Source organism: Streptomyces sulfonofaciens, from assembly GCF_014656295.1.
Taxonomy (GTDB): domain Bacteria; phylum Actinomycetota; class Actinomycetes; order Streptomycetales; family Streptomycetaceae; genus Streptomyces; species Streptomyces sulfonofaciens.
In genome coordinates this window covers 73,349-95,203 of sequence record NZ_BNCD01000013.1, presented here as the reverse complement: position 1 = coordinate 95,203, position 21,855 = coordinate 73,349, and the positions used below count along the sequence as shown (strand labels likewise).

The 21,855-nt window shown below is 70.7% G+C and carries 20 protein-coding genes; 7 read left to right on the top strand and 13 right to left on the bottom strand.

Annotated features, from left to right (window positions below):
- Positions 1-318 precede the first annotated feature (318 nt).
- On the top strand, positions 319-999 hold the full coding sequence (locus tag IE313_RS21300; RefSeq protein WP_189934850.1) for a hypothetical protein: 681 nt from the start codon (positions 319-321) through the stop codon (positions 997-999).
- A 7-nt stretch (positions 1,000-1,006) separates the two neighbouring features.
- Here IE313_RS21300 and IE313_RS21295 read toward each other — a convergent pair whose 3' ends face one another.
- Positions 1,007-2,218 carry a right-handed parallel beta-helix repeat-containing protein gene (locus tag IE313_RS21295; protein WP_229924841.1) on the bottom strand — a complete coding sequence of 404 codons (1,212 nt, stop codon included), beginning with the start codon at positions 2,216-2,218 and terminating at the stop codon, positions 1,007-1,009.
- A gap of 225 nt (positions 2,219-2,443) precedes the next feature.
- On the opposite strand from IE313_RS21295, the gene IE313_RS21290 reads away from it, so the two are divergent.
- Positions 2,444-3,601, top strand: coding sequence for a Dyp-type peroxidase (locus tag IE313_RS21290; RefSeq protein WP_189934628.1), 1,158 nt, complete (start codon positions 2,444-2,446; stop codon positions 3,599-3,601).
- Positions 3,602-4,036: 435 nt separating this feature from the next.
- On the opposite strand, the gene IE313_RS21285 is transcribed toward IE313_RS21290, so the two are convergent.
- On the bottom strand, positions 4,037-4,567 hold the full coding sequence (locus IE313_RS21285) for a MarR family winged helix-turn-helix transcriptional regulator (RefSeq protein ID WP_189934626.1): 531 nt from the start codon (positions 4,565-4,567) through the stop codon (positions 4,037-4,039).
- 189 nt (positions 4,568-4,756) lie between these two features.
- On the opposite strand from IE313_RS21285, the gene IE313_RS21280 reads away from it, so the two are divergent.
- Both IE313_RS21280 and IE313_RS21275 read left to right on the top strand, forming a co-directional pair.
- Entirely contained in the window at positions 4,757-5,341 is a 585-nt protein-coding gene (locus IE313_RS21280) for a flavin reductase family protein (protein WP_189934624.1), read from the top strand.
- Positions 5,338-6,807, top strand: coding sequence for a 4-hydroxyphenylacetate 3-hydroxylase family protein (locus IE313_RS21275; RefSeq protein WP_229924828.1), 1,470 nt, complete (start codon positions 5,338-5,340; stop codon positions 6,805-6,807). The genes IE313_RS21280 and IE313_RS21275 overlap by 4 nt, the downstream gene beginning before the upstream one ends.
- 198 nt (positions 6,808-7,005) lie before the next feature.
- Here the strand turns inward: IE313_RS21275 and IE313_RS21270 are convergent, their stop codons facing one another.
- The 7 genes from IE313_RS21270 to IE313_RS21240 form a co-directional block, all read right to left on the bottom strand.
- A complete protein-coding gene (locus tag IE313_RS21270; protein ID WP_189934622.1) occupies positions 7,006-7,350 on the bottom strand; it encodes a cupin domain-containing protein in 345 nt (114 codons plus the stop codon).
- A gap of 42 nt (positions 7,351-7,392) precedes the next feature.
- The gene (locus IE313_RS21265; RefSeq protein WP_189934620.1) at positions 7,393-8,070 is read right to left on the bottom strand and encodes a DUF2848 family protein; all 678 of its coding nucleotides are present in this window, start codon (positions 8,068-8,070) and stop codon (positions 7,393-7,395) included.
- 2 nt (positions 8,071-8,072) lie between these two features.
- Positions 8,073-8,897, bottom strand: a complete 825-nt coding sequence (locus IE313_RS21260) for a carbon-nitrogen family hydrolase (protein ID WP_189934618.1) — start codon at positions 8,895-8,897, stop codon at positions 8,073-8,075.
- Between the two features lie 37 nt (positions 8,898-8,934).
- Positions 8,935-9,858 carry an ABC transporter substrate-binding protein gene (locus tag IE313_RS21255; protein WP_189934615.1) on the bottom strand — a complete coding sequence of 308 codons (924 nt, stop codon included), beginning with the start codon at positions 9,856-9,858 and terminating at the stop codon, positions 8,935-8,937.
- Between the two features lie 84 nt (positions 9,859-9,942).
- On the bottom strand, positions 9,943-10,698 hold the full coding sequence (locus IE313_RS21250) for an isochorismatase family protein (protein ID WP_189934613.1): 756 nt from the start codon (positions 10,696-10,698) through the stop codon (positions 9,943-9,945).
- A 136-nt stretch (positions 10,699-10,834) separates the two neighbouring features.
- Complete coding sequence (locus tag IE313_RS21245) at positions 10,835-11,446, bottom strand: UbiX family flavin prenyltransferase (protein WP_189934611.1); 612 nt, start codon at positions 11,444-11,446, stop codon at positions 10,835-10,837.
- Between the two features lie 194 nt (positions 11,447-11,640).
- A complete protein-coding gene (locus tag IE313_RS21240; protein WP_189934609.1) occupies positions 11,641-13,188 on the bottom strand; it encodes a UbiD family decarboxylase in 1,548 nt (515 codons plus the stop codon).
- Positions 13,189-13,424: 236 nt separating this feature from the next.
- Here IE313_RS21240 and IE313_RS21235 point away from each other — a divergent pair, with 236 nt between their 5' ends.
- Positions 13,425-14,780 (top strand): MFS transporter, encoded by a 1,356-nt coding sequence (locus IE313_RS21235; protein WP_189934607.1) that lies wholly within the window; start codon positions 13,425-13,427, stop codon positions 14,778-14,780.
- 315 nt (positions 14,781-15,095) lie between these two features.
- On the top strand, positions 15,096-15,359 hold the full coding sequence (locus IE313_RS21230; RefSeq protein WP_189934605.1) for a hypothetical protein: 264 nt from the start codon (positions 15,096-15,098) through the stop codon (positions 15,357-15,359).
- A 148-nt stretch (positions 15,360-15,507) separates the two neighbouring features.
- Here IE313_RS21230 and IE313_RS21225 read toward each other — a convergent pair whose 3' ends face one another.
- The 3 genes from IE313_RS21225 to IE313_RS21215 form a co-directional block, all read right to left on the bottom strand.
- Positions 15,508-17,577: a glycoside hydrolase family 36 protein gene (locus IE313_RS21225; protein WP_189934603.1), complete on the bottom strand. Its 2,070-nt coding sequence runs from the start codon at positions 17,575-17,577 to the stop codon at positions 15,508-15,510.
- 748 nt (positions 17,578-18,325) lie between these two features.
- Positions 18,326-19,222 carry an alpha/beta fold hydrolase gene (locus IE313_RS21220; RefSeq protein WP_189934601.1) on the bottom strand — a complete coding sequence of 299 codons (897 nt, stop codon included), beginning with the start codon at positions 19,220-19,222 and terminating at the stop codon, positions 18,326-18,328.
- 83 nt (positions 19,223-19,305) lie between these two features.
- A complete protein-coding gene (locus IE313_RS21215; RefSeq protein WP_229924827.1) occupies positions 19,306-20,268 on the bottom strand; it encodes an RNA polymerase sigma factor in 963 nt (320 codons plus the stop codon).
- A 350-nt stretch (positions 20,269-20,618) separates the two neighbouring features.
- Here IE313_RS21215 and IE313_RS21210 point away from each other — a divergent pair, with 350 nt between their 5' ends.
- Positions 20,619-20,756, top strand: a complete 138-nt coding sequence (locus IE313_RS21210) for a hypothetical protein (protein ID WP_189934599.1) — start codon at positions 20,619-20,621, stop codon at positions 20,754-20,756.
- 48 nt (positions 20,757-20,804) lie between these two features.
- Here the strand turns inward: IE313_RS21210 and IE313_RS21205 are convergent, their stop codons facing one another.
- Positions 20,805-21,695: an AraC family transcriptional regulator gene (locus tag IE313_RS21205; protein ID WP_373317033.1), complete on the bottom strand. Its 891-nt coding sequence runs from the start codon at positions 21,693-21,695 to the stop codon at positions 20,805-20,807.
- Positions 21,696-21,855 lie beyond the last annotated feature (160 nt).

Below are 21,855 nucleotides of genomic sequence, written 5' to 3'. Positions count from 1 at the left end.
CCATCCGCACAACGGTGATCTGCCCGTCAGCGGTCCGTATCGGCGCTGACGGGCAGCGCACGTCTCGGCCGGTCCACGAGGGCCGGCCTTTGCGTCGTCTGCCACCGGACCGCCAGTGCCGCCGCGAGCCCGCGGCGGCCGGACGGTGTGGTGATCGAAAGGATGAATCGGAGAGTGTCAGCGTCGAACCGCGTGCGGAGCGCGAGACTCCGGCAGGCCCCACCAGGTCGTCCGGCCGGCCGGCGCCGATGGCCGCGGTCGCGGCGGACCGCGGCCGTCATCGTCGTCGCGGCCCTCGCGGTGGCCGCGGTGGCCGCGGTGGCCGCGTTCCTGGCCGCCGACGGCGGCTCGGACACCGGTGGTCCGCGCCCGCTGACGACGGATGAGGCGAGCCGGCTGGCGATCACGCGGTTCCGCAACTACCAGGCGCGGGGCCGGGCGGTGACGATCACCGTGCCGGGCGCTGCCGGCGGACTGACCGTCACCGGGTCCGTCGACTACCGGCGCAAGGTCGGCTACGGCGTGGTGCACGGCACCGGGCGCGACAGGTCCAGCGACGGGCTGATCCAGTGGACGCCCACCGCGGTGCACGTCCGCCCGATGGCGGACGCCCCGGCGCACGCACCCGCGGCACCGCCCGGCTCGGGCTGGTACGACCGTCCGCTGCTGTCGTCCGGCAGTGCGCTGGACACCTCCCTGTCCATCGCGCTCGGTCTCGGCGGCGACCGGCCGGACAACGCCGAACTGCTGCCCCAGAACGGCGCCGCCTGGTGGGGGCGGGAGCAGGTGGCCGGGCACCGGGTGGACGTCATGACGGGACCGTCCTCCCCCGACCACTCCGGTACGGCGGGCAGGGTGCGCTACTGGATCGGATCCGACGGCACCATGTACCGGGTCCGCGTCAGCGTGGGTTCGCAGCCGGAGCCGGTGGTCATCGATTTCGACACCCACGAGTACGTTCCGGTCAGGCCGCTACCGGGAACCACCCCGGCCAGGTAGCCGCTGTTCAGGAGGTCCGCACCCGTGCGTGCGCGGCGAGCAGCGACGCCGGCGGCACCCGGACGTCCTTTGTCCTCGGCAGGGCCGGGACGGGCGGGACGGCGGTGGCTCCCGCGGTGGCGGCGTCGGGGAACTGCGGCTGCGGGGCAGGCGGGGCGACCTCGGTGAACGGGATGCCGCCGGGTGCCGTCGGCGCCGCCCACGTGCCGGCCGGCGAGGACGACCCGGCCGCAAGGGGGCAGGCCGCGGTCGTCGCGAGCCGGGCGGGCACGGTGGTGCGCAGATCGTTGCCCCGCAGGCAGTTGCCCCGTCCCCGCGTGGCGGTCGGGAAGGTCCAGCCGACGTCGACACCGTTGCCGGTGAACGTGTTGTCCACGATCTGGTTGCCGACCGGAGGGATGTCGGCGGTCGCGGTGATCACCAGCCCGGCGTTGCGGTTGCCGGCGATGCGGTTGCGGACGAACCGGTTGTCGTTGCCGCCGTCGATGCCGGCGCCGATGCCCCACCCGCCGTCGGCCTGCTCCGGGGTGGCCGTCTGCTGGTTGGCGGCGATCAGGTTGCCCGCGATGACGGCGCCGCGCTGCGGGAGCAGTTTCTCCTGGTGGTCGGAGTTGGTGGTCAGGCCGACCCGGTTGCCGACCAGGCGGTTTCCGACCACGTACATGTCCTCGCTGGCGTTGGTGCCTTCGTAACCGACCGCGTTGAGCTCGGCGACGTTGTCGCGCACCACGATGTTGCAGGGCTTGCACTGGCCGACGTAGATCCCCGAGTCGGCGCCGCCCGACGCGTACGAGTGCTCGATGGCACCGTTGCGGGCGGAGAACGCGTAGATGCCGTACAGACCGTTGCGGGTCGCGGTCACGTGGGAGACCAGGAACGACTTCAGGAAGGTGGCGGGCTCGTCGCCGGTGTCGTAGCCGCCGTCTCCCCCCGGCAGGCCGGCGGCCGCCTTCGCGGAACCGGTGACCAGGACCCCGTTCTGCGTGTTGTTCCGCACCGTCAGGTTCTCCACGGCCACGCCGGGCGCCGAGACGACGACGCCGTTCGGCTGCCGCAACCGCCCGTCGATGACGACCTTGTCCCGGGACGAGCCACGGAGGGTGACGCCCGCCGTGTCGATGCGCACCGACTCGTGGTAGACGCCCGGCGCGACCAGCACCAGGTCACCGGGCCGGGCCAGGGACACCGCAGCCGAGATCGTCGGGGCATCGGCAGGCACTCCGATCGTCACATGCGCACCGGACGGACGCCGGCCCTTGCCCGATCCGCCATCGCCGCCATCGCCGCCGCCGCAGCCTGCCACCAGTGTCAGCGTGCCCACTACCGCCGCCAACACGCGAAGAGCTAATCGAGGCATGATCCCAGTCTGGCATGCCGCCCAATTCCACGCCAGAATCGTCGGGTTGACCGGCACGCGCCTTTCGGGTGTGGCACTCTGCACCCCATGCGCCGAGCCGATCACCACCCGTCACGCCGCACGTTCCTCGATGTCACCGGCGCCATGGCGGCCGCCGGTCTGACCGCCGGGTGCACATCGGACTCCGCCCAGCCAGGCCGGCACGCCCCTGCCGCAGCGGCCACGCCCAGGCCGGTGCCGGCGACGGGCCGCCATCAGAGGGGCATCACGCTCCCCCAGCCGGCCCAGCCCAACCTGCTCGCCGTGGTGGCCGACCTCGGTGCCACCGTGGCTCCGGGCCCGTTGCTGGCCGAACTCGGCCAGGCCATCCGGGCACTCACGGCGGGGACCGACACCCGGCTGCTGGGCCTGCCGCCGGGCGACCTCACCGTGACCGTCGGCGTGGGCCCCCGGCTGGTGCGCACGGCCGGTGCCTCGCTGCCCGGCGCGGCCGACCTCCCGCGGTTCTCCCGCGAGCGGATCGCCCCGCGAGCACGCGGCGGTGATCTGCTGATACAGATCTGCGCCAGCGACGCGCTGCTCCTGCCGGTGGTCGCCGCCGCGCTTCTGGACCAGGCCGGTGACCGCGTCCGCGAACGCTGGCGCCAGTCCGCACGCCGCGGTGCGAACGTGTCAGTCGGCGAGGGCCTCACCGCGCCGCGCAACCCGCTCGGTTTCATCGATGGCATCGTGGGCCCGCACACGACCGCCGAACAGCAACGCGACCTGTGGCTGGCGGGGCCCCCCGCGGTCGCCGGCGGCACCCTTGCCGTACTGCGGCGCATGGAACTCGACCTGCCGCGGTTCGCCGCCCTGTCCGTAGCCGAACAGGAAGCCGTCTTCGGGCGGCACCGGGCCAGCGGCGTGCCCCTCTCCGGCGGTACCGCCGCCTCGGGCCCGGAGCTCGGAGCCAAGACACCGGACGGGCGCTATCTCGTCCCCGCGGACTCCCACGCCCGCAGAGCGCACGCCACCGTGGTCGGGGTCGGGCTCATGCTCCGCCGCTCCTACAGCACCGACCAGCCCGCCCCCGGCCTGCTCTTCATCAGCTTCCAGAACGATCTGCGGACCTTCACCGCCACCCTCACCCACATGGACACCTCGGACGCACTGCTGCGGTTCACCACCACAACCGCCAGCGCGACATTCCTGATCCTCCCCGGCTTCGACCGGCGACACCCGCTCGGCTCCAAGCTGTTCGGCTGATCACGATCGGCTTGGGGGCGGGGAGGATCGCGATGGCCCCGCCCCGCCTGTCGATCCGCGTACGCCGGTGCACGGCTCCGTCCTGGCGATCGCCGGTCACGGGGCCCGCCCGCCGGCAGGACCTATGCGCGGCCCTGGTGGCCAGGACCGCGGGCCCATTCCCGTGTCGAACCCCGCCCCGGACACCGCGCGCCAGGTAGCGCGCACCGCACCCGCGGACACCGTGGTGATCGGCAGCCGCGAAGTGGACCCGAGTCCCCGCTCGGCTGACGGCCCGGACCGCCCCGCCCGGCCCCGCGTCCGCCGTCCGCCGCACCGCGCCCGCACTCTCGGCCGCATGGCGTGCGCTCTCGTGCGGTCCGGTGTCAGGCCCGCGGCCCGGGCCCCTTGTGTGGGGCCCCCTCTCGTCGGACGTCAGCCTCGGCCGGAAGTGTCTCAGCGATCGATTCCGGCGCGGATGAGGCGCGCGGCCGGGCTGTTGGCTTCGAGGCCCACGTAGAAGGCGAAGATCAAGAGGGCCATGTGTTTCTCGTCGGCGCTGAGTTCATGCTGGAGTAAGGCGATGTGGCGGTGGACGTCGTCGTCGATGGCCGAAAGCTTCTCGATACCGTCCTTGGTCGCGGTCACGATGATCACGCGTTTGTCGATCTCGGACGGCGTGCGAGTGACGAAGCCCGACTCCTCCAGGCGCCGCACGAGGCGTGAGGCGAAGGCGGCCGCGATGTCGAGGCGTGCGGCCAGGCGGCTGACGGTTATGCCACCGTCGGCTCCGTAGACCTGGAGCAGCGCTTGGTGGCTGAGGGGTTCCAGGTCGTGTTCCTTGGCGCGGTCCTCGACGATGCGCAGGACCCGGCGCATGACGTAGCGGGCTTCGGCGACGTTGCGTACGTACGACTGGAACTCGCGCTTGCGCTGCCCCTCACCGGGGTCGGCCCATTCCAGGTAGGCGCGCATGGCGTCGCTCATCGGTGCACCCTGCTCTCATCGGTGTTCCTCACGGAAACACGCACAAAAATAACATACCTGAAACAAGCACTTCCCTCCGGTGCAGGACCCCTCGCTTCCAGCGGCCGGGCACACGCACGCCATATTTCCTCTACTCAAGTACTTGACCTAAGTACCGCATTGCTCTTCACTGATGGCGAGGAGGTTTCCATGAGTCTTCAACCAGCCACCACGGACGCCGGCGGCTTCCGAGCCGCTCTCGGCTCCTTCGCGGCCGGCGTCAACGTCATCACGCTCCGGGAGGCTGACGGCACGCCCCTGGGGATGACCGCCACGGCTTTCTCGTCGGTCTCCGCCGATCCGCTGCTCGTTCTGATCTGTGTCAACCGCGCCAACCGCAGCTACGCACGCATCGTGGAGACCGGCCGGTTCGGGGTGAACATCCTGGGCACCGCGGCTCGCGAGATCTCCGACCACTGCGCACGCCCCGGCTCGGACAAGACCCTCGCCGACGAGTGGCTGGTCGACCGGCCCGAGTGGCATGCGCCTGCCCTCGCGAAGGCCCTCGCCTTCCTCGACTGCGAGGTCGACCAGGACGTGGAGGCCGGCACCCACGCCGTGCTGATCGCCCGGGTCAGCAGCATCGGGATCCCCGCCGACGACTGCCCCGGCCACGACCCCCTGATCCACTTCCGCGGCGCCTACCGAGAGCTCGTGGACGCCGCGCCCCCCGCATCCGGGCCGCGCACCGCTGACCGGAGTTCGTCGTCCCACGTTGTGAAGGAGTACGCGTGACCCGCTCGGGCAAGGAGTACATGGATGGACTGCGCGACGGGCGCCGCGTGTTCATCAACGGCGAGTTCGTCGACGACATCACGTCCCACCCCGCCTTCCGCGGTGCCGTCCGGTCCATCGCCGGTGTCTACGACCACGCCGACGACCCGGCCAACGCCGAGGTGATGACGTATCCGTCGCCCGCCACCGGTGAACGGGTCAACAAGTCCTTCCTCATCCCCCGCAGCGAGGAGGACCTGCGCTCACGCCGCGTCGCCCTGCGCAAGCAGGCCGAGATGACCCTGGGCCTGATGGGGCGCGGCCCCGAGCACGTCGCCGGATTCCTCGCCGGCTGGGCCGCCCGCCCCGATGTCTTCGCCGAGGGTGGCCAGCGGTACGCGGACAACATCGTGCGCTTCTACGAGTACGTCCGGGACAACGACCTGTACTGCTCGTACGCGATCGTCCCGCCCCAGATCGACCGCTCCAAGCCCGCCCACCAGCAGGCGGACCCGCACCTGTACGCGGGAGTGAAGGAGGAGCGCGAGGACGGCATCGTCCTGGCCGGCGCGCAGATGCTCGGCACCGGTGCCGCCATCTCCGACTACCTCATCCTCAGTTGCATCGTCCCGCTGCGGCCCGGTGACGAGGACCAGGCCGTCAACGTCGCCATCCCGATCGGCGCCGAGGGGCTGAAGGTCTACTCGCGGCGCGGCTACGCCGAGGCCGCCTCCAGCCTCTACGACTACCCGCTCGCCTCCCGCTTCGACGAGACCGACGCGCTGATCGTCCTCGACGACGTGTTCGTGCCCTGGGAGCACGTCTTCGTCTACCGCGACCTGGACATCACCCGGGACCAGTGGAGCCGTACGCCGGCGCACCTGCTCGGCAACAACCAGGCCCAGACGCGCTTCTCCGTCAAGCTCGATCTGCTGGCGGGGATGGCCAAGCGGGTCGCGGAGATGAACGGCTCGGCCTCCTTCCCGCCGGTCCGCGGCACCCTGGGGGAGATCGCCGCCCACGCCGCCATGGTGGGCGGCCTGGTGGCGGCCCAGGAGCAGAACTGCGAGATCGACGAGCACGGCGTCGCCTGGCCCGGCAAGGCCGAGGCGTACGCGGTGATGACGCTCCAGTCGGATTTCTACCCCAAGCTGCTGAACATCGTCCGCGATCTGTGCGGTGGTGGCGTCATTCAGCTTCCCTCCTCCGCCGCCGACTACGCTCACCCGGAGGCGCGCGCCGACCTGGAGCGGTACGTCCAGTCGCCGGGCTTCCCGAGCGAGGAGCGCGTCAAGCTGCTCAAGCTGGTGTGGGACCTGGTCGGCTCCGAGTTCGCGAGCCGGCACCAGCAGTACGAGATGTTCTACGCGGGCGCACCGTTCCTGGTCCGCACCCGCATGAGCGAGATGTACGACTTCGACCGCGCCACCGCCCTGGTGGACAGGGCCCTTGCGGGGTACGGGGTCGAGGGGCCGCAGGCTTCCTGACCCCACCCGCCTCGCCGTCGAACGGCCGGTCCCCCCTTCGGGGACCGGCCGTTCGGCATGCCGGGAGGGCCCTGGCCCGGGCGTGCGCCCCCGCCCTCCGCGCGGATGACGCACTCGCGCACGGCGAGCACGCACGCGCGCACGGCAAAGGGGTGGGGAACCCCGCTGGGCTCCCCACCCCGGTGGCGCAGCCCGGCCTCAGGCCGGGTAGCGGACCTCGAAGGTCGTGACCCCCTCCTCGGTGGTCCAGGGGCCGTGCTCCATGCCCGGCGGGCGGCAGGCGAAGTCGCCGGCGGAGAAGGTCCTGCCGAGGCGGGTGTCGGTGAAGGACCCCTCGATGATGTAGACCTCCTCCCAGAAGTCGTGGACCTGCACGCCGTTGGGTGTGGTGTCGGTGCCCGGCGGCATGTGGAGGATGCGGGTGGCGACCCCCGTCCCGGGGTCGCGGGCCAGGATGCGCTCGACCAGGCTGTCGACCGTCCCTTCGCAGCGGGTGAACTCGACGGTCCTGGCGGGGAAGAACTCGTGCTCGGGCTTGGCCACGGCACAGCTCCTTTCCGGATCGGGTGGTGGGGTTGGGGCGGGTCAGGCCGCGACGCGCGTCCCGGCCGTGTACGCGTGGCGGAGCTCGGTGCCGTCGGGCGTCCGCAGGGTGAGGCTCCAGGAGGTGCCGGCGACAAAGGTGCCGTCGAGCAGGGGAAGTGTCCCGCAGAGCATCACCAGGCTCCGCTCGGCCGGCACGGCGGCGTCACGCAGGGCGAGGACCTCGGTGGGGACGCGGAGGGCCTCAAGGGTGCCGCGCTGGTAGACGACGCCGTCCACCGTGCACTCGAGGCGCACCGTGTCCCAGTCGAAGCCGGAACCGTCGTCGGGGAGTTCGACGACCGCGGCGGAGACCGGCTTGGGGCAGACCTCCTTGGACCTGGCGACACTGTCGCGTTCCAGGTCGCGGTCGGTGTGGTCCGAGCCGACACCGAGGAAGAGCCGGCCGCCGTGCCGGACGAGGACGGGCTCGACCTCGCCGGAAGTGTAGGTGCCCGACACGGTGATCTCGCCGCTCTGGGTGGCGAGTTCCGGGCCCATCGGGTAGAAGGCGGGCACCGACTCCGGCTCGGGGACCCCGATGGCCGCGAGCTCTTCGATGTGTGCGCGCACCGAGGCTTCGTCGCGGCCCGTGTAGCCGGCGACCACCAGGTCGAAGTCGTCGATGCGCAGTTCCTCACCGGTGCCGGTGACGGTAAAGGCGAGCGTCGTGGCGGTCATGCTCAACTCCTCGTGGGATCGGGGTTCTCGCGCGCGAGGTGCGCGTAGGACGGGAGCCGGTCGCGGAGCACCGGGAACTCCCTGCGCACGGTGGTGACGACCTCGGGGGCCACGTCGCAGTACGTGATGCCCTCGTCCTGGTCCGCTTCGGCGAGGACCTCGCCCCACGGGTCGACGACGCGGCTGTGGCCGCCCAGTCGGACGCCGTCCTGCTCGCCGACCGCGTTGCAGGCGATCAGCAGCACCTGCTCCTCGACGGCGCGTACGGAGGTGAACAGCCGCCAGTGGGCGAGCCGTGCGGCGGGCCAGGCGGCCGGGACGATCACGATGCGGGCGCCGATGTCGACCAGGCCGCGCCAGAGCTCGGGGAAGCGCAGGTCGTAGCAGGTGGTCGAGGCAATGGGCCCGAACGGGGTCTCGGCCGTGGAGATCCGGTCGCCGGGGCTCAGCAGTCGGGCCTCCTTCGACCGGTAGCCGAAGACGTGCACCTTGCTGTACCGGTGCAGGACTTCGCCGTCCGGGCCGAGGAGCACCGCGGTGTTGCGCAGCCCGCCGTCGGCCACCCGCTCCACATGGCTTCCCGCGTGCAGGTACAAGCCCAGTTCCCTGGCGAGTGCGCCGAGTTCGGTCACCGTGGCACCGTCCGCGTCCTCCGCCTCGGCCTCGTAGGCATCGAAGGCGAAGTAGCCCGCGGCCCACAGTTCGGGCAGCACCACGAGATCACTCCCGCCGTGTGCCGCCTTGCGGATCAGCGACTCGGCACGCGCGCGCCGATCGGTGGACGACTCGGCGGCCGGGCTGGCGATCTGGATCAGGGCGACTCTCATTCGTGCTCCAGTCTCCGGGTGGCTCCGCAGCGCCGGTTCAGCCCTGCTGCCAGGCGGTGCGGGCTGCCTCCGGTACCACTGCCGCCAGATCGACCGCGCCGGTGCTCAGTCCCGACCGGCGGGCGAATTCCGCGAGCCCTTCCAGCACCTCGGTGTCGAGTTCGGGCCGGTAGTAGGGAAGGTCGTGCTCGATCAGTTCGGCGATGAGTTCGGCTTCCATGGCGGGGAAGAGGGCACGGCCGACAGCCGTGGCGCGCCCGGTGTCCGCACGCAGCGCCTCCTGGGCCCGCATGATGGCCCGGGTGGCGGCCGCGGCGTCCTCGGGCCGCTCTTCTGCCAGGCGGCGAGAGGTCATGAGGGCCGGGAAGGTGAACCCGGCGGGCCTGCCACCGTCGCGGCGCGCGTCGACGACGACCCTGCCGACGCCTTCCCGCACGGCCACCTTGGTGCCCATGCCGTTGGCCCAGAACGCGTCGATCCTGCCCTCGGCCAGCGCCCGGGCAGCGGTGACACCGAACGAGACGTCGCCCGCGGCGCCGGGCACGGGCGCGATCTCGATGCCGGCGGCCTCAGGGGCGACCCCCGCGTCGGCGAGCAGCCCCCGCAGTCCGAGATCGGGACCGGGCGCCGCGCCGATGCGCAGTCCCTTCAGCAGGTCGAGCCGGTCCTTGGCGGGGAACGGATCGAGATCGGCGCGCACCACGAGGAACCAGTACATGTTGCGCGCGAGCGCCGCGAGCAGCCGGGTCTTTCGCCACTCGGGATCGACGTGGAAAGGGGCGTGGGCCGCACCCGCCAGAAAGTCGAGTTCCCCGTCACGCAGCGCGGCGGCCGCGTCGGTGACGGGGAACTTCAGTTCAAGGTCGACATCGAGGCCCTCGTCGCGGAAGTACCCGAGCTCCGCGGCCGCGATCGCGGGGAAGTACGAGTTGGACACGAGGTCGGGCACAGCCAGGCGCATAGCGGACTCCCTACGGAGGACCTTGGGAACCTGATTAAAGTAACATACGTAAGTCAATTACTTAAGGGTATATTCGGCGCCTGCCTATGAGACTCGGCAGGTCAGACCGCCGAGGTGGGCGACCGCCTCGTCGATGCCGATCACATCGCCGTATTTCATGTCGATGTCGAGGAGACTTGCCCAGTGCGGGGTCTCGACGCGGTCGAAACAGGCGTCGCGGACAACGGTGACCTTGAGGTTGTGCGAGAAGCCGTCGACGGCACTCGCGTACACGCAGCCGCTGCTGGTGCCGCCGCAGATGATCAGGGAGTCGACGCCGCGGGCGATGAGGTGGTCGAGGAGGTTCGTGCCGTGGAAGATGCTCGGCTTGCCCTTCGCCACCACCAGATCGCCCGGCGCGGGTCGGATGTCGTCGACGACGTCGTTGTCCCGCCGGGGCCCGGCAGCCGGGGCAGGGCTGTCCTCCTTGCCGCGCGCGTTCTTCGCCCCCCACAGGCCGGGCTCGTAAGCAGCGTCGCCCGGGTCGAGCATCGTGCTGTACACGACCGGCAGTTGCGCCGTGCGGGCCGCATCGATGAGCCGGCGCATGGAGCCGACCGCTTCCCAGGCCCAGGCCCCGCAGGAGCGGCGGTTCGCACGGACGGCGTCGAGGACCGGCATGGGCGAGGTGCCGCAGAAGCTGTAGGTGACATCGACGACGAGCAGGGCGGGGCGCTCACCGAAGCCCATGCGGGCGCCGTAGCCGGCGGCGGCGAGGACTTCCAGTTCGGCCGCGGGGAAGTGCGCGCCCCACTTGTCGGCGAGCTTCTCCGTGTGCTGCGTCATTGCCCTTGCGGTCATCTGCGACTCCTTCTCTTGAGGTGGCCGAAAAGAGGCACCGGCTCGGGACATCCGCTCCGCACTCCCACGGGTTTCGGCCGCGCGGTACCCCCGGCACCCGGCGCCGTGGGCTTCACGGCAGGCCGTCCCGGCCGCATCACCAGGTGCCGGTCCCTGTGTCGGCGCGGGGAGGCTCGGCCGGGGGGCCGGCCGGGTCCTCCCCCCAGCGCCGGAAGCCGGGAAACTCAAGACCGAACTGGTCGAGGACACGGGCGACGATGTGGTCGACGATGTCACCGACCGTCTCGGGCCGGTGGTAGAAGGCGGGCATGGGCGGCACGAGTTGTACGCCCATGCGGGCCAGGGCGAGCATGTTCTCCAGATGGATCTCGCTGAGCGGTGTCTCGCGGGGGACGAGGACGAGGCGGCGGCGTTCCTTGAGGACGACGTCGGCGGCCCGGCCGATGAGGCCCTCGCTGTAACCGGTGCGGATGCCCGCGACCGTCTTCATGCTGCACGGAGCGACGACCATGCCGTCGGTACGGAAGGAGCCGCTGGAGATCGGGGCCGCCTGGTCGCGGGGGCCGTGCACACGGGTGGCGAGCGCGCGTACGTCGGCGATGGCCCAGTCGGTCTCGGTCTCGATGGTGACGCGGGTCCAATGGCTGAGGATCAGATGGGTCTCGACGCCGAGTTCGGCGAGGATTTCGAGGAGGCGGATGCCGATGGGTGCGCCGGTGGCGCCTGTCATGCCGACGATCAGCCGCATGTCGTGTCCTTACGGGCTTGTGGTGGCCTGGCCGGAAGTCGGGCGCCGAGGACCCCGCAGTGCCACGGCGGGAGGCACGGTGTTCGAGGAGGGGAAGGGGGAGGGGCGTTTCGGCGGGGCGCGCGGCTGCCCACCGCGGGTGGGCGCGGGGCGCGCCCGGGCCCCCGTTCGCCGCCGGTGCCCGACCGCCGGTCCTACTCCCGTCGTCCGCCCCGGGCCGCGGCGTCGGCGTTACGGCGGTCCTCCTCGCTCCAGTCCCCCAGCTCATAGCCGTGCCAGGGTTCGGTGAGCTGCAGTTCCGGCAGGCCGAGGTCGTCCCAGAGGGCGCGAGCGCGCTCCATGTAGGGACGCGCCGGCAGGGAGGTCGGCGGATACGGCATCTTGCGGGTGGCGTCGATGAGGAGGGCCGACGAGGAGGCTTCGGAGCCGTCCGTCGCCGCGGACGGGTCGAGGCGGGGAAGCTTGCCCGGCAGGACGGTGACATCGCGGGCGGGCTGCATGCGGAAGCTCATGGCCCAGATGACGGCGTCCATGTCCTCGGGGTCGATGTCGTCGTCGACGGCGATGATGGTCTTGCCCATGGATGCCTCGTATCCGGACGCGGCGTAGAGGGCCTGGCGTGCCTGGCCTGCCGTGGGATTGCTGAGCTGGATGACGAAGAACATGTTGCAGGTGCCGCTCTCGTAGGTGACGACACGGCGCACGGCCCCGATGTTGCACCCCTGCTTGAGGAAGCGCAGGTAGACGTTCTCGAAGGCGATCTTCCGCATCAGCGTGGACTCGCTGGGCGGGAATTCGCTGATGAATGCCTGGACGACGGGCTTCGTGCGGTGGGTGATGGCCGTGACCTCCAGGACCGGTGACATGGTGCGCGGTCCCATGTACCCGGAGGCTTCGCCGAAGGGGCCCTCGGATTCCAGGTGTTCGGGGTCGATCTCCCCCTCGATGACGATCTCGGCGTGTGCGGGCACCACGAGATCGACCGTTTCGCACGCGACGACGTCGAGGGGGCGGCCCATGAGACCGCCGGCAACGGCGTACTCGCTGACGCCGTAGGGAATCTTCTGGACGCTGGCGAAGCCGACCGCGGGCACGGCACCGAGCACGACCGCCACCTGGAGTTTCCGCCCTGCGCGGCGCGCCTTCGCGAGGTGGATGGCGATGTGCTGGGTGGGCGTGTCCATCTGGAGGCCGATGCGGTCGGGGCCCTTGATCATGCCTCGATAGGTCCCGACGTTGTACGTGCCGTCCTCGGGGTCCCTGGTGATCCAGTAGGGGGCGGTGAGGAAGGGCGCCGGGTCGAAGCCGGGGGTGGAGACGGGGTGGGGGAACGCTTCGACACCGGCGGCGTCGAGGAGGTCCTGGCCGGTGAGGACGTTCTCCTTGCAGGGCCCCGTGGCGAGGAGTTCGGGTTCGACGGGGTGGTCGAGGGCGGCGGCCCAGCGGGCGGCGACCTCTGCGGGTGCGGCGCCGAGAGCGGTGGCGTAGACCTCACGTGATGCGGCGAAGCCGCCGATGAGGACGGAGCCCTCATAGGTGCGCCCGCGTGCGTCCTTGACACGGGTGAAGTGGAAGGCGCGACGGCGGCTCTCCGGCAGTCCGCGGAACTGGAGGCGGACGAGGGGCACCAGCTCGGCGTCCTTGTCGACGGGTTCGTCGATGCTGTGGAGCAGCCCCTCGCTGTCGAGCGTGTGCAGGTAGTCGCGGAGGTCTCGATAAGGGTATGCACCTGCGTCGGCCACGTGTGGGCTCCTCGTCGGACGGGCCGGTGGCGGCCTGCGGAAGGGGGTGCGGGGGCGACTGCGGTGTACCGGCGCCCGAAGCGATCTGTTGACAGCGTGGTTCTGGCCACTTAGCCTCACCCCACCATTTCGCGTTGTCAAGTCAGGTACTTGAGTGCTTTACGCAGTTCGAGGGTCACTCAACGGCGATCCCTCTCGGCTGCCGCCCGCGTCAGGCTTCTGCCCTGGAGTTGCGCATGGAAGCAACAACCTTCGATCAGGCCCTCTCACAGACCTCCGTACCGCGACGCGTCTACGCGATCGCCGCGATTGCCGGGGTGGCCGTCGTCTTCGACGGCTTTGACCTGCAGGCTCTCTCCTACACCCTGCCCAAACTCGTTGCCGAGTGGCACATCTCCTCGGTGGAGGCAGGGCTGCTCGCCTCCTATACGTTCATCGGACTGTTCGCCGGCGCGGTCGGGCTCGGCGCGATGGGCGACCGGCTGGGTCGCAAACGCATACTGGTCAGCGGAATCGTTATTTTTGCCCTTTTTATGGGTTCAGCAGGATTCGCCCAGAGTTATGAGCAGTTTGTGGTCTTGCGGTTCTGTGCCGCACTCGGTATGGGCGGTGTGCTGCCCGGTGCGATCACGATGCTGGGCGAGTACACGCCCTCGAAGTTCCGTGGCCGGATCGTGGCCCTCGGCGGCGGCTGCTTCACACTCGGGTTCTCGGCGGCCGCGGTGCTGGCCATGGTCATCGTGCCGGATCACGGGTGGCGTCCGATGTTCCATGTGTCGTACTTTGCGCTGATCGCGGCGGCGCTGGTGGCGTGGATCATTCCGGAGACGCCCCAGTACCTGGCCTCCAGAGGCCGTTACGACGAGGCGTTCGCCACCGTGCGGCGCGTCTTCCCGGCCCTGGGCGCCGCGCCCGCCACGGTGGCTCCGGGTGCCTATTTCGCCGTCGAGGACGAGGCGGCGGGGCACAAGGCGTTCCGTACGCTGTGGACGCCGCGGTATCTGCAGTCGACGGTGCTGCTCACGCTGCTGTACCTGTTCCTCCAGTTCGTGGTGTACGCGCTGGACTTCTGGATGGTCAGCCTGCTGGTCAAGCACGGCATGTCGCTGGTGGGCAGCTACTCGTACGCGATCGAGCAGGCGCTTGCGGCGACCGCGGGCGGTTTCGCGATCGGCTGGGTCCTGGACCGCGTGGACAAGCGCGTGGCGCTGGCGATCGCCTTCGCGGCCGGCGGGGTGTGCCTGTTCCTGTTCGGGCTGACGGACTCGGTCTGGGCGCTCTATGTGCTCAATGCGCTGGCGGGCGCACTGATCATCGGTGGCCAGAACGTGGTGCACTCCCTGGTGATGGGCACGTACGCGACCGAGGTACGGGCGACGGGGCTCGGCTGGGCACTCGGCGTGGGGCGGCTGGGCGGCGTGCTGGGCCCGCTGGTGGGTGGGTTCCTGCTCGATCTGGACCTGCCGTACCCGGTCTACTTCATCGTGTTCGCGGTTCCTGCGCTGCTGACCTCCGTGACGACGCTGGCGCTGTGGGCGACGCAGGTCCGCCAGGTGCGCGAGGGGCACGTGTTGCTGCCGGTCGAGTCCTGACCCTGGACCGGTCCGGTGCCGCCGCAGCACCGGACGAGCCCCCGCAGCCGCATGGGCAGCATCCCTGGGAAGGCGTCGTACCGGGGACCCGGCCAAGAGCGCACGTCAGGAAGCGCCCTCCCGCGGTCAGGCCGGCCCGGGCGGAGGCCGTAGCGGCCGCCGCAGATGCCGCGCCAGTCTTTATCGGACCGGTCGGGGCCCGGTCCGCCCCTCCCCTTCCTCCTGTCCCTCCCGTGTGCCCGGCCATGCATGCATGGCACAGGAGCGAGCATCAGGAGAACACGCAGGGACAGGCCCGGACACACGGAGGCGAACATGAGCGGCAGCACGAGGCACGAATGGGGACGCCCCGCGGAGGGACCGTGGTGGCGCTTCGTACCGCGCAACCGGGCGTCCGGTGTGCTGTCCCTGGTAGCCGGTGTCCTGCTGGTGGGCCAGAGCGTTCTCTACCTGGCCCTCGGCGGCGACTCGGCCGGCCGGACCGTGCTGGAAGTCGTCGTGGGCGTTCTCGGTGTGCTCCTGGTCCTCCGGTCCGTCGACGGCCTGAGGGTGCTGGACCGGGGCCCCGGTCCCGAATGACATGAGCTGAGCTCGTGCGCGCCGGCCCGAACCCCGCCCAGGGTGTCCGGGCCGGCGGGGCGTTCCCGGGGCCGACCGCGTCGGTCCCCCGGAGGTGTCGCGGTCGGCACGGCGGGAGCACTCTTCACGTCCGCCGCGCCGGACCGGCTCAGCCGATGGGCTCGGCCACGATGAGCTGGAACCGCTCGAAGCCCAGCTTCACGGTGTTGTGCTGGGCGTCGGCAGTTCCGAGGGATGCGCCGGTGAACGGGTCGGTCAAGCGGTACCTGCCGCCGCTCAGACCGCGCAACTCGACCGTCCCTTCCCACCGAGGGGCGTAGAAGGCGTAGTGCAGGGTCGGCCCCTTGGCCACGACGTGCGTCTCGGGCTTGTCGAAACCGATGTCGTACAGCTCACCCCGGTACTCACCGGTGGACAGCATGTTCTCCTCGTACAGGTTCACCCACTTGCGCCAGAGCGCTTCCCTCTCGGGGGTGAGCACGATCGAGTCGTCCGGGCCCCCCGGGTTGGTGAACTTGGTCGACAGGACGGCGCCGACGCCGTAGCTGGAGGCGAAGTCGTCGCCGTTGTCGCTCAGTTCCACGTGGTCGCCGGCGTAGCTGCTGCCCACGCCCATCAGTGCCTTCATCGTCTTGCCCTTGCTGCGGACCTGGTAGGACGACTCCGGGTCCGAGCCGGGGTACTGGTCGACGTAGGGCAGGTTGTGGAAGGCGAAGGCGGTGCCGCACGGGCAGAGCTCGACGAGAGCGCCCCGTCGCGCCTCGGTCGCGGCCCCGTGCACCGCCTTCCAGAACTGCGCCAGGCCCTCGGTCGACTCCTCGGGGCGGGTGTGCCCGTGCGCCGGGTTGTAGCAGGGCGCGACGGCGTTGAGGTGCTGGCCGTCGGTCTTGAGCCCCTCGTAGCCCCAGTCTCCGATGAACTTCTTCACCAGATTGACGAAGTAGTCCACCGTCGGCTGGTAGGCCGGGCACAGGGTCCAGGAGTCCCACCAGGTCACCTGCTGCTTGTTGCCGTCCTGGTCCAGCAGGACCATGTCGGGGTGGTCCCTGAACAGGTTGCTGTCGGGATCCGCCGCCAGCGGAGCCCACCACAGGCGCGGCAGCATACCGGCGTCCCGGATCTTGCGGGTGAGGGCGCGCATGTCCGCGTCGCCCTGCGGGAACTTTCGCGGGTTGAGGTCCCAGTCGCCCTCGTTGGTCTGCCAGCCGTCGTCGAGCCCGGCCCATCTGAGACCGACGGAACGCGCCTTGGGCAGCGTTCCGACGACCTGGTCGACGGTGAAGTCGCGCTCGTAACCCCAGGCACACCAGATGGGGTCGAAGGCGGACTTCGGGGCCTTGGAGGCGCTCAGTCCGATGTCGCCCATGTAGTCCCGATAGCGCTGGAGCGGCACGAAGTGGTCGCCGGGCAGGGCCGTCAGGAACGTGGTCCGCGTGGTCAGCTTCCGGCCCGGCCCGAGGGTGACCCGGGTGTCGCCCTGGACGGCGAGGCTCGCTCCGCCGGATGTCCTGCGCACCGGCAGGCTCAGTATCGTCGCCACGGGTTCGACGTGCCCGACGGAAAGGCCCGCGCCCGGCCGCCACACGGACGCCATCGGGGTGCCACCGCCGTAGTCGGAGGAGTCCATCCCCAGCGAGTTCTCCTGGTAGTACCCGTCCGTCACCGGCTGCACCCAGTCGCGACGGTCCGTGTACGTGGTGCCCGAGAACGTGTAGAAGCCGGCGGGGTTCTCCAGCAGCTCATGCGCTCCGTTGCGCCACCCGGTGACCCTCAGCTCACCACCGGACATGTTGGTGTAGGTCACCTTCATCACGAGCATCCCGGTCAGCCGCCGGAAGGAGGTGAGCTCCACCGTCTTGCGCACACCGGTCGCGGAGTCGCCCCAGACGGTCACCCGGACGCCTGCGCCGTGCCGGGAATCCGCGATGCTGCGGCTCTCCCGTCCGCGGTAGGCGAACTCGTCGATCGTCGCACCGTCCAGCAGCAGGACCTCGCTGGCGTCGAAGCGCGTCACGTCGACGCCCTTCAGGGCCACCCGGCTGCGCAGTCCGTCGTCGAACTCCAGGGTCACGGAGGTGTCACCGACCCCGACGGTGTCGGGCTCGCGGTTCGGTGCGGCGGATGCGGGTGTGGCGCCCATGACCACGGCGGGGAGGGCGGCCAGGCCGGCGCCCCCCAGCGCGACCCTCAGTACGGTGCGCCGGTTCATTTCGCCCATGTCAACTCCCTTACGCCCACGTCGAACTGTCTTCGGGCTCGCCGTGCGTGCCTGCCGACGAGGTCGCGCCTTTCCGTGCGCCGGCCCCCTCCTGCCGTTGCCCGGGCGCCGATCGCCCGCGGCGGCTCAGCGCAGCCAGGGGTGGTGACGCCGTGCGTAACACGATCGGCCTCCTGCGGGGGAAGGAGTCGCCAGTTGATGTCATGGACCTGACAGATACGGATGAGGGGAAGCGCGCAGTGAATTCGTCTGCGCGAAGAGGTCGGGACGGGGCCGCCGGCCGTGCCCCGTCGAATCCGTCGAGTCCGGGAGGACGCCGAAGTTCCGCCGCCGTCCCGCCGCCGTGGGCGGACACCGCGGGGGCCGCCCGCCGGCGTGACGGGCCGGCACAGTCCCTTCAACGGATCGTGGTCATGGCGCCGGGTGTACTCGTCGTCGGACAGGTGGACGACCCATGGATCACTCCTTAAGCACCCGCGCAGCCTGCGTCGAGAACGTAGGTGGTATGCGAGTGGCATGTCAATGGCCCCCACGCGGCATTACGGTTCGTCAGCTCCCTTGTCCGGGTTGCCGCCACGACGGCCCGATCGGCCTTGGGAGCCCCTTCGGGGCGGGGTGGAGCACGGCGATCTCCTGGGCCGGGGCCCCGTCGGCGTCCGTGCGGGCGGTCCCGGTCCGTGCCGCGCTCCCCCGTCCTGCCCGGGTCCTCCCCGCCCCTTGGCGTGGAGGACCCGGGCAGGGAAGACTTCTACTCGGACAGCGATTCGGCAAAGGCGCGCACGGCGCCCGCGAAGGCCCCGGGTTCCTCGACGTGGCCCAGGTGCCCGCTGTCCTCCAGCACGACCAGCCGGGACCGGGGGATCAGGGCGTGGAGTTCCTCCGCCCATCGCGGTCCGCAGATCACGTCGTGCCGGCCGACCACGACCAGGGTGGGCACGGTGAGCTTCGGGAGGGCCGCCCGGTCGTCGATGATCTCGGGTTCGCCGTTCTCGTCGAGGGACGAGACATAGGTGCAGGTGATCGTCTCGCGAAGCCCGCGGAACTCGTCCTCGCGGTCCCAGTAGTGCGCGACGTAGATCGGCAGCAGACCGCGCAGTGCCTCCGTGATCTTCTCGTCATCGGTGATGGCCCCGACACTCTGGAGCGCGGCGAGCGCCGCAGGCAGCTCAGGTCGGCCCTGGTTGCGGTGGACGAACTCCTCGACCCTGGTGGCGGCCTCGGCCATGTGCTCGGGGCCGGTGACCGGAGCGCTTTCGTACAGCACAAGGCCGCGGAGCCGGTCGGGGTGGTGCAGCGCGACGTACTGGGCCACGAAACCGCCGTGCGAGTGCCCCAGGAGGAACACGCGGGGCAGCGACAGCCGGTCGAGCAGACCTGTCAGGCTTCGTGTGTGGCGCTCACGGGTGTAGCCGTCGGGGTGCGAGGGCAGACGCCGTGAGCCGCCGGTGCCCAGCGGCTCGACGTACACCATGGTCAGGAACTCTTCCAGGGCCGGTGCCCGCAGGGACTCCCAGCTCACGCCGGGACCGCCGGGCACGGCCAGGCACACCGGCCCCGAACCGTGGACGTGGTACCGCTGCTCCAGGCCGTCCACCGCGACCTCGTGGGCTCCGTGGGACAGGAGGTCGGGCGTTTCGTTCTGCATCGGTTCTCCGTGTGGGTGGTTTGTGGAACACCCACAAGACGCAGCGCGCCCCAAGAAGTTCGATCACAGAAATGTTGCACAGCTCACATTTTTGCGTGTGGTGTCCCTCCACCCCGGACACCGGCGGCGTGGAAGAGCCGTAGCTGGTTCATCCTGCCGTCCTCCATGGTCATCAGCCAGGCGACGGCCGGCGGGCAGTGGTGCGGCGCGTCCGGTGGATTGATCATGTCCATTTCCCAGATGGTCGTGTCCCGGCTGGTGACAGCGCTCACGAAGCGCTGGCGCACCCCCGCTTCAAGATCACCAGCCATGCCGCGGACCAGGAAGTCCCGGTCGCCCACCCGCTGCCGTCCCGCGTAGTAGGCGGCATCCGGCGTCCAGCGCTGCGCCGTCAGCTCCGCGAAACGCCCCTGCTCGGCCGCGGCCAGCGTCTCCACCGCGTCCCGGGCGCTTTCCCGAGCCGCGGCGACGGAGTCGGCGTGCACCGAGTCCGCAGTCACGGCCATCGCCCCGACGAGCTTCCTCCTGGCCTCGGCGAGCCTGCTGCGCACCGTGCCGACAGGTACGCCGCACAGTGCGGCCATCTGGTCGTAGGAAGGGGTCCGCGGGCTGAAGTGCCGCAACATCACGGCCATGCGCAGCGTGGGGGAGAGTTCGTTGACCGACTGCCAGATCCAGTCGCGCATGGCGTGCCGGTCGACGACCTTCTCGGGGTCGGTCTCCGCCGCGAGCAGGGACAGGTCCGGGACAGGCGTCGCGGGGGGCGTCGAGCGCAGTCGGGAGCGGCAGACGTTGCGCACGATCATGCGCAGCCACGCGCTCACGGATTCCGGTTGCCGCACGTCACCGACGTGCCGGAAGGCGATCAGCGACGCGTCCTGCACGGCGTCCTCCGCGTCGGGCAGGTTGCCCAGCAGGCTCAGCGCCACGGCCCGCATACCGGCCCCGTGCCGTTCGAGCAGCGCGCCGACCGCGGCCACGTCACCGTCGCGCGCGCTGCGCAGCAGTTCCGCATCCGACGGATCGTCGTACAGGGCACGTCCCACGCGCCCCAGGGTACGCACAGCGGCATCGGATCCATCGATGCCGGTGGTGCACGGCGGCGGCCGCGTACCGGATGCCGGGAAAGAGCACCGAAAAGGGCTGAGCCGCAGGCACAGACCGAGGCACAGCCCCGGATCAGCCCCAGACCCGGCCCCGGAGCTCCGGCGCCCCGGCCTGGTCCTCCGCGCCTTCCCCGCGGCACTGGTACAGCTCTCCGCGCCGTTCGAGACACGCCACCTGCAACCGCGGAGCCGCGACCCAGGGCAGTGGAGGGTCCGACGCCGGCGACGACCGGGCCTGCACCATCGTCGACCAGCGTGTCTCCGACGGGCTGGGAGCCGCGACGCTCGACGTGACCTTGCAGGCCAACGGCTGCTACGACGTCCAGTCGCCACCGGGCGCGGTCGGCGCGCTCCGGGTGACCGACGAGTCAGGGCGGCTCTTCACCAGTCCGCTGTACGCCTTCGACGGCTGTCTGGGCACTCCATGAGATCGGGCGGCGACCCGGACGGGAGGGACCGGGGCGCCGCCCGGACCGCTACTCCCGGACGATCGCCGCGGTCTGGAGGCGTACCGCGTCCCGGCCCGGCGGGACTCCGAACATACGCCGGTACTCGCGGCTGAACTGCGAGGGACTGTCGTACCCGACGGCATGTCCGATCCCGGCCACGTCGTGCGGTGCGGCGATGAGCCGCAGACGGGCCCTTTGGAGCCGGAGCTGCTTCTGGTACTGGAGCGGGCTCATGGCGGTCACCGCACGGAAGTGCCGGTTGAGTGAGGAGACGCTCATGCCGACTTCGCCGGCGAGGTCGTCGACGCGCATCACCTGGTCGTAATGTGCCTTGATCCACTCGATCGCGCGTGCGACGAGTGTGATGCGGCTGTCGGCCATACCGATCTGCCGGACCAGGGCCGCCTGGGGGCCGTTCAGCAGTCGCCAGTGGATCTCGCGCCGGACGCCGGGCGCCAGTACCGGGAAGTCACGCGGCTCGTCCAGCAGGCGCAGCAGCCTGAGGACGGCGTCGAGCAGCTTGTCATCGGCGTCGCTGGTCGCGATACCTGGTCCGTCGTGCGGGCGGACGGCGGTGGGGCCGGATTCCGCCAGCAACTGCGCGATGATCGCGGGTTGCAGCGGAAGCCCGAACGCCAGAAACGGCTCGGTGGGCGTGGCCCGGGTGATCTGCGAGGTCAGGGGGAGGTCGACCGTCGCGACGAGGTACTGGCCCGCGTGGTAGTCGAAGATCCGGTCATTGAGGACCGTGCGCTTCGCCCCCTGGACCGTGAGGGCGATCATGGGCTCGGTGGCCGTGCCCAGGGGTTCGCTCACACGCTCGGTCGAGAACACCGACATGCCCTCGACCCACACCGGGCGCGCACTGCCGGCCGCCAGCCGCGCGATCCGGTGACGCAGTTCGTCGAGCTGATCCATCCCGCCAGTGGACCACGCAATCGTGTGCCGGGCAAGCATGATCCGGGCAGCGTTGAGCGGATCATGCAACGATCCGCGCGCATCGGTCTAGGAGGCCGGCGCGCGCCGGGGTCGAATGGAGGAGCACGGGGGGACGCCGCCACGGCGCCCCGCACCACCT

Excerpts from the sequence above, each read along its gene's own strand:
- IE313_RS21290 (WP_189934628.1), top strand. The coding sequence starts at position 2,444 with ATGCGCCGAGCCGATCACCACCCGTCACGCCGCACGTTCCTCGATGTC.
- IE313_RS21285 (WP_189934626.1), bottom strand. The coding sequence starts at position 4,567 with ATGAGCGACGCCATGCGCGCCTACCTGGAATGGGCCGACCCCGGTGAG.
- IE313_RS21280 (WP_189934624.1), top strand. The coding sequence starts at position 4,757 with ATGAGTCTTCAACCAGCCACCACGGACGCCGGCGGCTTCCGAGCCGCT.
- IE313_RS21265 (WP_189934620.1), bottom strand. The coding sequence starts at position 8,070 with ATGACCGCCACGACGCTCGCCTTTACCGTCACCGGCACCGGTGAGGAA.
- IE313_RS21260 (WP_189934618.1), bottom strand. The coding sequence starts at position 8,897 with ATGAGAGTCGCCCTGATCCAGATCGCCAGCCCGGCCGCCGAGTCGTCC.
- IE313_RS21255 (WP_189934615.1), bottom strand. The coding sequence starts at position 9,858 with ATGCGCCTGGCTGTGCCCGACCTCGTGTCCAACTCGTACTTCCCCGCG.
- IE313_RS21250 (WP_189934613.1), bottom strand. The coding sequence starts at position 10,698 with ATGACCGCAAGGGCAATGACGCAGCACACGGAGAAGCTCGCCGACAAG.
- IE313_RS21245 (WP_189934611.1), bottom strand. The coding sequence starts at position 11,446 with ATGCGGCTGATCGTCGGCATGACAGGCGCCACCGGCGCACCCATCGGC.
- IE313_RS21235 (WP_189934607.1), top strand. The coding sequence starts at position 13,425 with ATGGAAGCAACAACCTTCGATCAGGCCCTCTCACAGACCTCCGTACCG.
- IE313_RS21230 (WP_189934605.1), top strand. The coding sequence starts at position 15,096 with ATGAGCGGCAGCACGAGGCACGAATGGGGACGCCCCGCGGAGGGACCG.
- IE313_RS21225 (WP_189934603.1), bottom strand. The coding sequence starts at position 17,577 with ATGGGCGAAATGAACCGGCGCACCGTACTGAGGGTCGCGCTGGGGGGC.
- IE313_RS21220 (WP_189934601.1), bottom strand. The coding sequence starts at position 19,222 with ATGCAGAACGAAACGCCCGACCTCCTGTCCCACGGAGCCCACGAGGTC.
- IE313_RS21205 (WP_373317033.1), bottom strand. The coding sequence starts at position 21,695 with ATGGATCAGCTCGACGAACTGCGTCACCGGATCGCGCGGCTGGCGGCC.